Here is a 14128-nt window from a genome sequence, read left to right as displayed (position 1 = left end):
CGTACAGGAGTGAAAGGTCGAGGCACGATTACGCGATCCGGTGGCGATCGGCGCGTTCCGCCTGCGGGCGTTGAGTCCTACTCCCGGCGGAACATCCCCATCAATGCGGGTAGAGCGACCATGCCCACCAGCCAGAACGCCGCGCCCCAGATCACACCATCGGCGATGAACGGCAACCACTCGTAGTCGGTCGGGTAGGCGATGCCCGTTCGACCGGTCAGGCGCAGAACCACCTCTGCCGGATAGGTGGCGAAAGGGTTGGACGAATGGTCCTGCGAGACCCACGGAAGAGGGAAGCCGAACGAGACGGATGCGAGGTCGGCGTCGGACCTCACGGGGATCCGCTGGACCGTGGTCACCCACCAGGCGACGGCGAACCCCGCAACGATCGCGCCCAGCACGGACAGCACCACGCGTGCTGCTCCCCCGACACGATACGGAGAAGACGCAGCAGAACGAGGATCCGCGGTCATCAGCAGGAGGTCGGCACTCAGCAGATCAGCTGTCGGAGCGGCTGATCTCGTCGAGCAGGTCGTCGAGGGTGTCGAAGTCGATCGTCTCCGAGCCGTCGAGGTCGCGCACCTCGACGCCGTCGACCTCGAAGTCCTCGTCGAGCTGCACGAGGATGCGCGACTCGGGGAACTGCTTCGGCGCGAGGAAGGCGAGAAGCACCGCGTCGGCGAACACGACGACCGAGGTGGCCTCGAGATCATCGCGCAGGTCGATCTGTTCCGCGACGGGCTCGTCGTCGACGGCATCCTCGATGTCGGCGACGATCTCGTCGATCACCGAGCGCCACCGAGACTCCCCGACCGAGAGGGTGCGGGCGACTGCCGCGACCAGCGCCTCATGATCCACGTCATCGCTCTGGACGTCCTCCAGCTCCGGATCGACGTTCACGTTGACGGTCGTACCGGCGGCGTCGATGATCGCGCGCCCGTACACCAGCCCGTTCTCGGCGATCGGATCCTCGAGCAGTCCGCTCTCGACGATGCGGGCCAGGAGAGTGTCGAGTGCAGGCGAAGTCATGCCTCCAGTCTTTCGCATCTCGCTCGTGCGGGGGCTGCGAGCCGTGAGTTCGCCGGAACGGGCGTCCCCCGCATCACACCTCGACGGCGACCGAGCCCCCGACGACGACGTGCGCTTCCGCATTACGTCGCGTCTTCGCCCAGCCGTTCTTCCGGCGCATGATGCGCAGGAAGGCCCGCGCGATGCAGATGTACATGTAATAGACGTAGAGCCAGACACCCAGCCCCCACATCAGGGCCGTGAACCAGCTGGCCTGCGGCTCGCAGCGCACCTTGTAGACGAAGCCCCAGACAGCGAAGGGGGCGATCGAGAACACCGAGAGAAGTCCGACGAGGCCCAGGACGCTGCCGAGCGCGAGCTGCACCTGAGCGGGATCCTGGATCAACAGCGACACCTGCGCACCCACCAGGATCGTGAATGACAGCGCGCCGAGCATCTGCAGGAACGGGAGGACGAGGTAGTAGCTGGTCTCGATCACACCAGCGCTGTCGACATGAGGAGACTTCACCACTTCGCCGATGTACTTCACGCACTGGATGTTGCCCTGCGCCCAGCGCGTGCGCTGTGTGAGGAGACGGCGGATGGACGGGAGCGCCTCCTGGTTCACATGGGTGTCGTAGACGTGCTTGACCTGGAAACCGGCGAGCACGACGTGCACGCCCAACTCGTAATCCTCCAGGAGAGCTCCGTGCCATGGTTCGCCGAACTTCTCGCCGATCGCGTCGAGAACCGACAGCCGCGTGAACTGTCCGTTCCCCCCGAGCCCCACGGTTCCCGTCTTCGCGCGCAGCGACTGCATCGCTGCGATGGTCGTGCGGAATTCGAGGTCCTGCATGCGCAGCAGGAAACGGGCGAAGGTGTTCGCGAACCGGCCACTGTTCGGGTAGGGCTTCTTGTCGTCGCGGTTCTTCATCCACACCGCGATCTGCGCCGCACCGACCGCGGGATCGCCGAAGGTGTCCTCGGCCGAGCAGATCTCCAGGGCGTTGGGCTCCATCTCGCCGTCGGCATCGATCACGACGACGACGATCCGTTCATGGTCGGCGTCTTCGGGCAGCCAGCTCAGCAGCTGGTGGTAGGCCGCATTGAGGGCGTCGCCTTTGCCGGTGCGGGCTTGCGGACGGCGGCGCTGCACCAGGTGCACGTGCGAGTCCTCTGCGGCCCACCGCGAGACGATCGCCGAGGTGGCGTCTTCGCTGTCGTCGTCGATCACCCAGGTGTGCGCACCGGGGAAGTCCCGACGGGCGCGCGAGATGGTGGTGTCGATGACCGCCTCCTCGTCACGGCACGGGATGAAGAAGTGCCATTCGAAGTCGGCGGGGTCCCCCGGGATCGCCTTCGGGTACCGGAGGTACGGAACGAGGATGAAGACGACGTAGGTGACGAAGGCGACGCCGAGAAGAATCGTGAAGGCGTTGAGTATGGAGAGCATGGAACGGCCTTTCAGGTTCGCGTCAGAGCGCGCCGTTTCGGTGGTAGCGAGGCCCCTCGGTCTCTTCCGGCACGACGCGGCGACGGCGACGCGGCCGCACGCCGACGATGAGCAACAGGGCGGCTAGCCCGAGCGCATAGCCGATGATGCCGACGACGGAACCGACGAAGACATGGCTGATCTCATAGCCGGGGTCGAGACCCCAGGTCTGCGTCGACCATCCGATGATCACGAGCCGGAGGAGGTTGACGACGAAGATGATGGCCCACATCGCCAGGATCCCGAGCACACTGCGACTCCATGGCACTCGCGTGCTGGCGAGGATGACCGCGCCGACGACCGTCAGGGGAACGCCGATCAGCAGCGTGGTGCACTCGACGGTGACGCGAAGGGCGATGAGCTCATGCTCGGGCGTCCGCACGAAGTAGTGCTCGGCGATGGGAAGACGCTGACCCTCGACGAAGGGGGAGAGAGCCCAGGTCGCAGCCGAGGCTTCGAAAGAGCGGAACGCCTCGTTGACCCAGACGAGGGCCAGCACCGCGAGGATCAACAGCAACGCCGCGAGGATTCGAGCGGCGCGGTCCCCCTTCGGCCCGCCGAGCGCGAACCGCACAGGAGGTCGGAGTTCTCTTCGCGGGTCTTCGACGATCGTGCTGCTGGCCATGACTACCTCTCACTGCGGGTGGTGCAAAACGGGGCGAGGAGAGGACCGCCCTGGAAGGACGGCCCTCTCCTGTTCGCCGGGGCGCTCCTTAGCGGGCGCTCCCGTAATAGGTGACACCGGGGAAGGCGAAGCCGTCTCCGTTGCCGTTCCAGACACCGGTGAAGGTGATCACGACGGTCTGGCCGGACGCCAGCGGACCCTTCCAGTCGATGGTGTTGCCACTGACCACGACGGTGCCGCTGTTGGCCGTGACGCTGGACGGGTTCCAGGTGGAATCATCCAGCACGCCGGCCAGGGCGTACTCGATCTCCGCATTCGCCGAGTCGACGTTGCCGTTGTTGCCGAACTCCATCCGGTACGTGACCGCCTGACCCGGCTGCGGGTCGGTCGGGTTCGAGTTGAACGTGTACTGGAAGAACTCGCGCTTGACGGTGTCGGTGTCGGTTGCGCAGACGTTCGCTGCGTTCGACGCGGCGGCGCACGCCTGGTTGGACAATGCACCCGGCGCTGCCGACTGGTTGACCTTGGCGTTCACCTTGAGCGTGACCGACTGCCCTGCGGCGAGGTCGCCGAGGTCGGCGGTCACGTTGCGCCCGGAGGCCGTGACCGTGATGCCGGCAGGACCGCTGCCCGACACGAAGTCGAGACCGGTCGGGAGCGGATCGCTGACCACGACGCTCTTGGCAGCACCGTCACCGGTGTTCCGCACCACGATGTCGTAGGTCAGGTTCTGACCCAGCTTGACGTCACCCTGCTGGTCGTCCTTGGTGATCGTCAGGACGGGCTTGGTCTGCTTGTCGATGGTCGTGTCGTCCCAGTCGCACGCCTGGTTGGACGAGGTCGCGACGGCACAGGCGTTGTTGCGCAGGTTGCCGAGCGGAGTCGACGTCCCGACCGTCGCCTTCACCGTCAGAGTCGACGAGGCTCCGGGAGCGAGCGACGGGATCGTGCCGCGCACCTGCTGTCCGGAGACCGTGACCTGACCCGAGGTACCCGCCGTGTAGGACGCGGTGATACCGGTCAGACCGGCGGGCAGATCGTCGCTGATGGCGACGTTCGTCGCCGCCGCATCGCCGGAGTTCTTGACGACGATGTCGTAGGAGAGCTGGTCGCCGATGACAGCCGCGTCGCGGTGGTCGTTCTTGTCGACGGTCAGCACGGGCTTGGTGGGCTTGTCCACATCGATGTCGATGCTGTGCAGGTCGCTCGGCACCTTGGTCCACGTGGGGATCAGGCCGAGGAAGGCACCCTTCGACCGCATCGTGACCTGGAACACGACCCTGGAGACCGTGCCATTGACCCGCACGGTTCCGCTCTTCGACGCGAAGTTGGTGGACGTGATGGTGTTCGAGGTGACGTCGAGGTCTCCGGACGTCGAGCTCAGTGTCACGCCGGAGGTCGTCAGCGTGTACTTGGCGGAGCTGTTCACGACACCGCCGAGCGCGTAGACGTCGCCACCGAGCTTGTCGAGCTTGATCTTCGGGTTCGTCACCTGCTGACCGAAGTCGACCACGACGTTGCCGCGGACGCACTCGATGCCGTTCTTGCAGGGAAAGTCCTCGTGGAAACCGATCACGTTCAGCCCCAGCTCACCGCCGTCGCGGACGGTGGCGAGGTTGACGACATCACCGGAGCTCTTCACCTGGATCTTGTCGGTGGTGGTGATCTTGGCAGTGGCGCCGGCCGCCGATGCGGTGCGGGTGTCGCCCGAACCGGTCCAGCCGTTGACGTCTGCGGCCGTGGCAGCCGGGGCCGCCGCGAGGGCGCCCACCGCCAAAGCGGCGAGCAACCCCCCGGCCAGCGCACCCCGGAGGATGGATTTCTTTTTCACTGTGGTTTCTTCCTCTTGAGTGAGCCGAGCGCGGTCAGTCGGTGGCCGTGGAACGACGGCGCAGAGCGAGCGCGCCGAGCGCGCCGACCCCGATCACACCGGCGCTGGCGAGTCCGACACCGGCATCGATCACCGGCACCGGAGGGCGCTGCGCGAACTGGTGCGCATAGTTGTAGGTGAAACGGACGTCGTCCGTGAACACTCCGCCGGTGTAGACGACTTTGGCGCTGTTGGTGATCGTCGGTCCCCAGTAGTCGTCGGCGACCGTGAACGACGCCATCGGCTGCACGATCCGCGTGCCACCGTCATGCGCCACGTTGAAGGTCCACACGACGTTGGAACCGACCAGCGCGCCGCCCTCGGTCGCCGAGGCGAACGTGGTGTTCGCCGGTACCGGAAGGATCACCTTGTAGACGCCGTCGATCTGCTCATCATTGACGAGCTGCACGACGGCACCTTCTTTGATCTCCGATCCGGGAGTGACCCCGGTGGCAGCCGTCTGTGTGGCGCGACCGAGGTAGCCGCGGACCAGCTGGGGAGAGCTGACCCTTTCCGTTCCGCTGGTGCTGGTGGTCGTCGTCGACGAATCCGGCGTGACCGGCTGGTCGTCGGCCATGGCCACCTGCCCACCGAGCACTGTGCCTCCCACGATCAGCAGGCCGATGCCGGCGGTGCAGGCAGTCTTGAGGATGCTCTTCATCTCGAGCCCCTTCCTTCCATTTGAGTGACGCGCAGAGTGCATCGCCGCCGATAGGACCGCGGATCGAACGTTCGATTACGCCCGCACGGGAAACGCCTCAACGGCATGGCCGGCGTCGATCCCGCCCGACGGGGGCGGCCCTGCGCAGCACGCGCCGACGGACGGTGAGCAACGCTCCAGCTCCCATGGCTGCCGCACCCACGATGACCCAGGTGAGCACCGAATCCGGACCGGTCATCGCGAGGAGGCCGACGGCGGCGAGAGGCGTGGTGAGATCGCTGCTGTACATCAGGACTCCTCTGCGGCGAGGCGGACGACGGAATTGATGTGCGTGGCGATGCGTGCCGTGGCCTTGCCATCACCGAACGGCGACGGCAAGGCGCTCAGCTTCTCCAGGGTCCCCTCGACATCGGCGAGCACAGCCGCCGCCTCGCTCGCGAGCGTCTGAGGTGTGACGAGCTTCGTGAACGATCCCAGCGCCTCAGGGCGTTCCGTCGAATCGCGCACGACGAGCACCGGTCGCCCGAGCACCGTAGCCTCCTCCTGGATGCCGCCGGAGTCGGATACCAGCACTGCCGCGTGTGCGGCGAGGGCGAGGAAGCGCTCATAGCTGTACGGCTCCTCGGCGATCAGGGCGTCGAGGAGATGCTCCGCGTCCAGTGAGGTGAGCATCGCCCGCGTTCGAGGATGCACGGGGAAGACGACGGGCCACCCGGAAGCGGCGATCCTGCTCATCGCGATCGCGTCGGGCATCGCCTACACGGCGTTCCGGCTGTTCACCGACATGCAGAGCGGCATCTTCGAGCGGTTCCACTCCATGCCGATCGCCCGATCGAGCGTGTTGTGGGCCCACGTGCTCACGTCCCTCACGGCGAACGCCATCACCCTGGCGATCATCTTCGGCGTCGGATTCCTCATGGGCTTCCGCACCGGAGCGAGCTTCTGGGCCTGGCTCGGAGTCATCGGCATCCTGATGCTGTTCACGCTGGCACTCACCTGGCTGGCGATCATCGCGGGCCTGAACGCCAAGACGGTCGACGGCGCGAGTGCCTTCTCGTACCCGCTGATTTTCCTGCCGTTCATCAGCTCGGCGTTCGTGCCCACCGACACCATGCCGGCACCGGTGCAGTGGTTCGCAGACAACCAGCCCGTCACCTCGATCGTCAACACCATCCAGGCGCTGTTCGCGCAGGAGCCGGTCGGGTCCGAGATCTGGGTCGCCCTCGCCTGGTGCGTCGGGATCCTCGTGGTCGCCTACGTGTTCGCGATCATCTCCTACCGGAAGAAGGTCAGCTGATCGACGCCAAGCGAGACGGAACGCTCCGACCGGGGACTTCTCCCCGGCCGGGGCGTTTCGCCGCGCTCGGCGGGATTTCGTGCGTGTCACCGGAGCCCAACCCCACGATTCGACGACATGATAAGGAGAAGGACGCGACGGTGGACAACCGGCGGGCTCCCCTGACTCCCGGCAGAAGAGGATGGCGACGTGGCTCCCGAAGATCCGCCGATGTTGCCGCTCTGGCCGCACCAGCGACGCGCCGTCGCCACCTTCGAGCGATATCTGAACGATTCGGCGGCGACGGGGTCGGCGCTCGTCTCCATGCCGACGGGTACAGGTAAGACCGCCGTCATCGCCGACATTGTCTCTCGCGTGGGCACCCTCACTCGTGACGTCATCGTCCTCACGCCCTGGAAGCCCCTCTCCCGCCAGCTGCGCGACGACCTTTCGGGGCATCAATGGACAAGTCTCGGCCTCTCTCCTCCCCCCAGCACGAAGGTCGTGGCGATCCCAACCGCCTCTGAGTGGCTGGACCTGTTGAGGGAGCAACCCGCACAGCGACGAGTCTGGGTGGGCACCATCGCAAAGGTGCACGCGGCCTGGAAGATGCTCGGCCACGACCAGGAAGCGATGCGTGCGGCGTTCGCCCGCATCGACTTCGCCGTCGTCGACGAATGTCACTACGAGCCTTCCGCACTCTGGTCGCGGGCGATCCGCGGCATGGGGGTGAAGACCTGTCTGCTCACGGCGACGGCCTTCCGCAATGACAACCGCTCCTTCGATATCGGGAGCGACAACCACTACCGCTTCCCTCACCACGAAGCGGAGGCCGAGCTGTTCCTCCGTCGGCCGGATTTCGCGTCCCTCGGCTCTCCGGGCGATCCGGTCGCTTTCGTGAAGGCACTTCTCGACGATCTGAGCGCCCGCGGGATCTCACGCGACGAACGCATCCTCGTCCGCTGCGATCGACACGAGACCGTGCGGCAGATCGTCGAGGCTCTCCATGCACGCGGCGAGACCGCGATCGGCTTCCACCATCAGTTCGAGAGGTCGGGGAACCCCGACTTCCAGCGCGCCATCCCCGCGCGCCGGGAGCGTCCTCCCCAACGCTTCTGGGTCCACCAGTTCAAGCTTCGCGAGGGATTCGACGACCCGGACCTCCGTATCCTGGCCCTCTACGACGCCTTCACCGACGACCGGTCGACGGTCCAGCAGATCGGTCGAGTTCTGCGGAATCCGTCGCTTTCCAAGCCCTTGCCCGCGCTCGTACTCGCTCCCGACATCGCGGCCACGCACGACGCCTGGCGGCGCTACATGAACTACGACGCGAAAGCGGCCTCTGCGCCGACCACCTTCGAAACCCTCGCCTCCGATCTTCTCCGGGCTCAGCCGCATGAGACCTACGAGGACGGCCGGTTCCGGCACGGGCTCGACTTCGAGTCCCACGATCTCTGGAAGGAATTCGCGTACGCGGCGAACGTGCGCGTGTGGCGCGACGAAGACCGAACCGATCCTGATGCCTCCGCCCCTCTCACATCCGCAGGATTCGATGCTCTCGTCCAATCCATCGTCGGAGAGTGGCAGCAGGCGAAGCGTCAGGTCTACGGTCCGTTCACCCCCGACGGATACGACGATGCGCGCGTCATCGCCTGGGTTGCCTTCCGTAATTCGCCCGTGCTGATGAATGCTTCCCACATCGAGACGCGAGTCGGGTACACGGCACTCATCCGGCACGGTGGATTCGTCTTCTACGCCGACAGTGAAGGCGCAGCGCCGCATTCCCTCGTCTCCGCGTTCAGTCGACCGGAGGTCGGGAGCCTCCACCGAACGCTGCCCGAGCACGCAAGAGTCACGAGCGTGTCGCTCATCAACTCGGATCTGAGCCGTGACGCCATCCGCTCACGGAGCCTGCGGGCCAGGGACCTGACGAACGTGGCATCGGAGATCGGGTCCTCGACCTACGCGTGGACGAATGCTCTTGCCGTCGTGCACGACGACGCACCCGAATCGCCCCGGGTCGCTCGCTACGTCGGCACGAAGAACAGCCGCATCCACGATCGCCAGAACGGCTCAGACACGTCCTTCGAGTCCTTTTACGCCTGGGTCTCGGCGAGAGCGAGCGAACTGAACGGTACAGCGGATGCGGCGCCTTCCCTGAACCGATACGCCTCCGAGACGTCGCCCCCGGAAGATCCCACGCCCGTCCACGTGCTCCTTGACATCGACCCCGAGTGGCTGGCCACAGCCGTCGCGCCCAACACCGCAGCTCACCTCAGCGACGAGACGGGAAGCGCAGTGGATGCCGATGGTGGGTTCTCCATATCGGTCGGCGGATCCGATATCCGGGCATCCATCGCCTGGGATACACGCGCCCGCCGCTACCGGGTCTCCTCACCGGAATTCGACGATCTGACAGCCGATCTAGCCACAGAGGATGATCGCGGCATCATCGCAACCATCAACCTCACGCAGTCTTTTCGCGTCGCGACGGCGTCCGGCCCCGTGTACTCGAACGGCTACTTCTGGGACCTCGCGGACCGGCGCACGGGGGACGACGGCATCCTGGGGATCCTGGAGGGCGAGCAAGCGTTGGCCTCCGCATTGGACGAGAAGGGCAAACCGAACTCCACGGGACGCTGGCCATCGGATTCGGTCTTCGGCGTCATCGAGAACATCCTCGTACCGAAGACGTTTACGCCGAGATCGACGTTCTTGATTTGTACCGACCTGTCCGCCGAGATCGCAGACTTCATCGCCTACGACGACGATGCCGTCGCCTTCATCCATGCGAAGGCGACCAAGAAGACCAACAAGAAGACGAAGATCTCCTCCGGTAGCGAGCTCTCCGCCGGCGCGTTCCATGTCGTTGCAAGTCAAGCGATCAAGAATTTGCGATACCTCACCCTCGGGAACGTCGATCGTCCCCACACCGACTACTGGGGAGAGGAGTGGAAGGACTCCCCGCACACCGCCCCGCGCATTCGCCTCCCTTGGGGGGCGAGTACCCGGACCGGAGCCGAGGTCTGGCAGGACATCGACCGCCGCGTCCAGTCCCACTCCTACCGGCGCGAGGTGTGGGTGGTGGCAGGTGCTTCCCTGTCGATCGCGAAACTTCGTGCGGAACTGCAGAAGGACGACCCGGCGCCACACGCCACCCAGGCGTACGTCCTGCTCACCAGCCTGTGGAGCGCCGCGCAGCAATGCGGCATACGTCTTCGCGTGTTTTGCTCCCCGTAGCGCTCCGTCACGCTGCCGCACGTTCCGGTCGCACTCTCTGTCGCCCAGAAAACCAGGAACCGACAGAAAGTGCGACCGGAGCGTGAACCCGTGCGCGACCAGGGCGAACCCAGGGCCTCAGACCGTGCGGAGCGCCGCCGTAGGCGACAGGCGCGCGGCGCTGATCGCGGGGTAGAGCCCGGCGATCACGCCCACCACCAGCGCCACGACCGGGCCACCGAACAGCACGACCGCAGGGATCGTCACCGCCTGCCCCTGGATCGAGGCGTAGACGACGACCCCGAGCGCGCCGACCGCGGCTCCGGCGAGACCCCCCAGCCCGCCGAGCACGATCGCCTCCGCCACGAACTGACCCGCGATCTGCCCCGAGCGCGCGCCGAGCGCACGTCGAAGACCGATCTCGCCGCGCCGCTCCAACACCGCCACCACCATGGTGTTCGCGATGCCGATCCCTCCGACCAGCAGAGCGATCGCCGCGAGTCCGACCGCGAGGCCGGACAGCGAGTCATCCGCGGTGTCCCGCGCACCGGCGAGGTCGCCGAGCCCGTTCACCTGCACATACGGGGACGAGGGGTTCGCTGCGCGGGCGATCGCATCGCGGACCTTCTCCCCCGTCGCACCGTCGGCCATGCGCACGTAGATCGCGGCGATCCTGCCGTCGCTCTTCTTCGCCACGTGCTCGGCCGCCCACCGGTCGCCGAGGAACGCACTCGCGTCGATGGATTCGGCGAGGCCCGCTGCGTCGAGGATCCCGATCACGGTGTACCACTGCTCGCCGATCCATACCCGCACGCCCGGCTCCGTGATGCCCATGCGCGCCGCAGCCGCCGCGCCCAGCACGGTCACCGGCAGCGAGCGATCCGTCTCGTCGAACCACGAGCCCTTCGCCACGGATCCCTCCACCGACGACAGGAAGTCGGGACTCGCCGCATAGGCGGTCAGTCCGTTGCCCTGACTCTTCGGCATGAGGTCGTTGCGGTACACCCCCGTGTCGTCCGGCACCTTCTCGAGCACCCCGATCCGTTCGACCCCGTCTACCCGCTCGATCATCCCGGCGGCCGTCTCCGGCAGCTCGACCGGCTTGTTGTCGGGCCCGTAGCCCGGCTGCACGACGATCATGTTCGCGCCGAGGGAGTCGAGTTCGGCCAGCAGCTGGGCCTGGTTCGAGGCGGCGATGCCCGTGATCGCGGTGAGCGCCGCGATGCCCACCGCCACGCCGAGCGCTGACAGCGCCGTGCGCATCTTGCGACTGCGGGGACCGATGAGTGCCGTGCGGATGCTGTCCGCGACACTGAGTCGCGGCATCCGCTCCCCTCTGCGTCTCATGCGGCGACCTCTTCCTTCACGCGCGAGCCGGTGTCGCTCACGATCCGGCCATCGTGGATGCCGACCTGCCGCTGCGTGCGCTCGGCGATGTGCGGATCGTGCGTGATGATCACGACGGCCGTGCCGGAATCGGCGATCGAGGTGAGCAGTTCGAGAATGCGATCGCCCGTCGTCGAGTCGAGCGCACCTGTCGGCTCATCGGCGAACAGCACCGATGGAGCGCCGACGATCGCCCTGGCTATCGCCACGCGCTGCTGCTCACCGCCGGACAGCTGACCAGGTCTGTGCTTCATGCGCGCGCCGAGGCCCACCCGCTCCAGCGCTGCGGCCGCCCGGGTGGAACGCTCCGCCGACGGCACGCCGGAGTAGAGCAGACCGAGCGCGACGTTGTCGAGCGCGCTCAGTGCGGGCAGGAGGAAGAACTGCTGGAACACGAAGCCGATGCGGCGAGCGCGCAGCACGGCACGCTCGCGTTCGGGCAGAGCCGCGGCGTCGGTCCCATCGATCAGCACGGTGCCGCTCGTGGGGTCGTCGAGGGTGCCCATGATCGAGAGCATCGTGCTCTTGCCCGATCCCGAGGCTCCGACCACGGCCACCAGCTCACCGCTCTCGATCGCGAGGCTCATGCCATGCAGCACGCGCAGCGGCGGGTTGCCCGGGTACTCCTTGATCACATCGACGAGCTCGACCACCGTGTCCGGGCTCATTGCGCCACCACCACGGCATCGCCGGCGGCGAGTTCTCCGCCCGTGACCTGCACCTTGGTGTCGGCGATCAGTCCGACCTCCACGGCGACGCGTTCGACCTTTCCGCCCTTGCGCAGCACGTCGACCGCGTAGCCGCCGTCGGTCGTCGCCACCAGGGCTGTGACCGGCACGACCAGAGCATCCTTCACCTCCGACGTCGCGAACACGATCTTGACCGCGCGCAGCCCGATGCCCTCGGCGACGGCCGGGTCGTCGAACTCGACGTCTGCGGTGGGCGGAGTGGTCTCGCCCTCCTTCTCGGTCGGCTGCCCGCCGGGGTCGACGGCGGTCACGGTCGCCGGCGCCTCCGTCCCGTCCGGCAGGATCACGGTCACCTTCGTGGCGGGCAGGATCTCGCGCGCCTGTGCATCCGTCAGCTTGGCGACCACGCGCAGCGTCGTGCTCGTGTAACTGAGCGGACTCGACCCCGCCGGGTCTCCCAGCTTCGCCGTGACCGACTCCACCCGCACGGATGCGGCGCTGATCGCGACGACGTCACCCAGCTTGACGATGCCGTCCTGCGGCACCCCGAGCGACTTCTGCCAGGCCTTCACGTTGGTCTCCGTGACCGCGGTGAACTCGTCGTCCACCGTCATGTTCTTGCCGAAGCCGAGATCGGCGAGCGCCTGCTCCAGCTGACGAACGTCGGGGCCCTTCTCGACGCCGACGCCGAGGTCGCGCCAGAACGGACGATCGCCGCGCATCGCGATCACCGGCTTCCCGTCCACTTCGTAGATCGCCTGCCCGACACCGATCTGCTCCCCCGCCGCCGGCAGGCGGGTGATCGTGCCGGCACGGCCCGGCAGGGCGACCGACGCCCCGTAGCTCAGGGTTCCGTTGAGGCGCAGATCGGAGGTGAGCGTGGTGAGCTCCGCCTCGACCGTCACCGGCGCCTTCTCCTCATCCGGCGACTCGGCCACCGAGCTCCAGGGCTGCAGCACGGCCACGGTCACGGCGGCCGCCACGAGCAGCACTCCGACCGGGACGAGCACCTTGGTCAGCCGGCGGCTCATTCGTCGTCCTTCGACGGAAGGACGGTGGCGGCGGAGACCATGCCCTCGAAGTACTCGCTCATCACCGCGAACCAGTCGAAGTCGACGGCTTCGATGCTCTCCTGTGTGAACATCGGGGGCATGTCGCCCGTGGTGTCCGCGCAGGCTTCGAGAAGCGTGCGCGCCTCGTCTTCACTGATCCCCTTCGGCAGGGTGAGCATGCCGTCAGCATCGGGGTCGGCGAAGTCGGCGAAGCCGTTCTTTCTGGCGCAGGAGGCGAAGGCGAGACCGGACTCGATGATCTCCTCCGGCGAGATCATCTGCGTCTGCGCTCCGGAGTCCGAGATGTCGGGCTTCGGCTGCGTGAACTCGGGGACCTTCTCTTCACAGGTCTCCCACGCGGCGCGCTGCCCGCCCTCCTCCGGGTAGCCCGATGCCGCAGTCGATGCGAGCCACGTACCGTCGTCGTCCGAGAAGACCATCGTCATGGCGAGGTCCTCGTCGTCGCCCGAGCCCGCTTCGACCGACATCATGCCGCCCGTCGAGGTGCCGCTCGCGGGACCGTCGGGCATCAGCATCCCCACCTGTCCCCCCTCGACGATCTTCGCGGTCTGCCCCTCCTCGGTGAGGCAGGTCACGAACCGGGCGGCCGCCGCATCGTTGGCCCCGTCCTTCGCCTTGTCGTCTCCCGATGGTGCGCTGCACGCGGCGAGCGTGAAGAGTGCGAAGACAGCGGGGATCGCCGCCCACGATCGGACTGCTCTCGAATCGAACATGAGGTTCCCTTTCTCGCGGTCGCAGCTCATCCGCGACGTGCAGTCAGTTCTACGGAGGCGGTGGTTTGCTGTGGGTATGACGGCGCCTAACCGGAAACTAACCGCGGCACACGCAC

At 66.7% G+C, this 14128-nt stretch carries 14 protein-coding genes; 2 read left to right on the top strand and 12 right to left on the bottom strand.

Features of this window, described 5'->3' with window-relative positions:
* Nucleotides 1-77: 77 nt before the first annotated feature.
* The 8 genes from ILP86_RS13265 to ILP86_RS13230 all read right to left on the bottom strand — a co-directional run bounded on the left by ILP86_RS13265 (nt 78) and on the right by ILP86_RS13230 (nt 6391).
* Nucleotides 78-413 (bottom strand): hypothetical protein, encoded by a 336-nt coding sequence (locus ILP86_RS13265; RefSeq protein ID WP_193762176.1) that lies wholly within the window; start codon nt 411-413, stop codon nt 78-80.
* A gap of 85 nt (nt 414-498) precedes the next feature.
* Complete coding sequence (locus tag ILP86_RS13260; RefSeq protein ID WP_061016051.1) at nt 499-1029, bottom strand: hypothetical protein; 531 nt, start codon at nt 1027-1029, stop codon at nt 499-501.
* Nucleotides 1030-1102: 73 nt separating this feature from the next.
* Entirely contained in the window at nt 1103-2461 is a 1359-nt protein-coding gene (locus ILP86_RS13255; protein ID WP_113680072.1) for a glycosyltransferase family 2 protein, read from the bottom strand.
* A gap of 22 nt (nt 2462-2483) precedes the next feature.
* The gene (locus ILP86_RS13250; RefSeq protein ID WP_061016047.1) at nt 2484-3125 is read right to left on the bottom strand and encodes an exosortase/archaeosortase family protein; all 642 of its coding nucleotides are present in this window, start codon (nt 3123-3125) and stop codon (nt 2484-2486) included.
* A gap of 88 nt (nt 3126-3213) precedes the next feature.
* Nucleotides 3214-4956 (bottom strand): DUF11 domain-containing protein, encoded by a 1743-nt coding sequence (locus ILP86_RS13245; RefSeq protein WP_193762175.1) that lies wholly within the window; start codon nt 4954-4956, stop codon nt 3214-3216.
* 34 nt (nt 4957-4990) lie between these two features.
* Complete coding sequence (locus ILP86_RS13240) at nt 4991-5656, bottom strand: hypothetical protein (RefSeq protein ID WP_061016043.1); 666 nt, start codon at nt 5654-5656, stop codon at nt 4991-4993.
* A gap of 97 nt (nt 5657-5753) precedes the next feature.
* Nucleotides 5754-5945: an LPXTG cell wall anchor domain-containing protein gene (locus tag ILP86_RS13235; protein WP_061016041.1), complete on the bottom strand. Its 192-nt coding sequence runs from the start codon at nt 5943-5945 to the stop codon at nt 5754-5756.
* Complete coding sequence (locus ILP86_RS13230) at nt 5945-6391, bottom strand: UDP-N-acetylglucosamine 2-epimerase (protein ID WP_227751230.1); 447 nt, start codon at nt 6389-6391, stop codon at nt 5945-5947. Before ILP86_RS13230 ends, ILP86_RS13235 begins: the two co-directional genes overlap by 1 nt.
* Here ILP86_RS13230 and ILP86_RS13225 point away from each other — a divergent pair.
* On the top strand, nt 6321-6953 hold the full coding sequence (locus ILP86_RS13225; RefSeq protein ID WP_308431938.1) for an ABC transporter permease: 633 nt from the start codon (nt 6321-6323) through the stop codon (nt 6951-6953). The genes ILP86_RS13230 and ILP86_RS13225 overlap by 71 nt on opposite strands.
* Before the next feature lie 189 nt (nt 6954-7142).
* Nucleotides 7143-10172 carry a DEAD/DEAH box helicase gene (locus tag ILP86_RS13220; RefSeq protein WP_193762174.1) on the top strand — a complete coding sequence of 1010 codons (3030 nt, stop codon included), beginning with the start codon at nt 7143-7145 and terminating at the stop codon, nt 10170-10172.
* A gap of 117 nt (nt 10173-10289) precedes the next feature.
* Here ILP86_RS13220 and ILP86_RS13215 read toward each other — a convergent pair whose 3' ends face one another.
* From ILP86_RS13215 to ILP86_RS13200, 4 genes are read right to left on the bottom strand one after another with little or no spacing between them, the layout of a single operon-like run.
* Nucleotides 10290-11498, bottom strand: a complete 1209-nt coding sequence (locus tag ILP86_RS13215) for an ABC transporter permease (RefSeq protein WP_082682522.1) — start codon at nt 11496-11498, stop codon at nt 10290-10292.
* Nucleotides 11495-12205, bottom strand: a complete 711-nt coding sequence (locus ILP86_RS13210) for an ABC transporter ATP-binding protein (RefSeq protein ID WP_061017445.1) — start codon at nt 12203-12205, stop codon at nt 11495-11497. Before ILP86_RS13210 ends, ILP86_RS13215 begins: the two co-directional genes overlap by 4 nt.
* Nucleotides 12202-13257, bottom strand: coding sequence for a peptidoglycan-binding protein (locus ILP86_RS13205; protein WP_193762173.1), 1056 nt, complete (start codon nt 13255-13257; stop codon nt 12202-12204). The genes ILP86_RS13210 and ILP86_RS13205 overlap by 4 nt, the downstream gene beginning before the upstream one ends.
* Entirely contained in the window at nt 13254-14012 is a 759-nt protein-coding gene (locus tag ILP86_RS13200) for a hypothetical protein (protein WP_058630822.1), read from the bottom strand. Before ILP86_RS13200 ends, ILP86_RS13205 begins: the two co-directional genes overlap by 4 nt.
* Nucleotides 14013-14128 lie beyond the last annotated feature (116 nt).

The sequence above is a fragment of the Microbacterium sp. R1 genome (assembly GCF_015159725.1).
Taxonomy (GTDB): Bacteria; Actinomycetota; Actinomycetes; order Actinomycetales; family Microbacteriaceae; genus Microbacterium; species Microbacterium oxydans.
The sequence above is the reverse complement of the archived record's forward strand: the minus strand, read 5'-3'. Positions and strand labels throughout refer to the sequence as shown.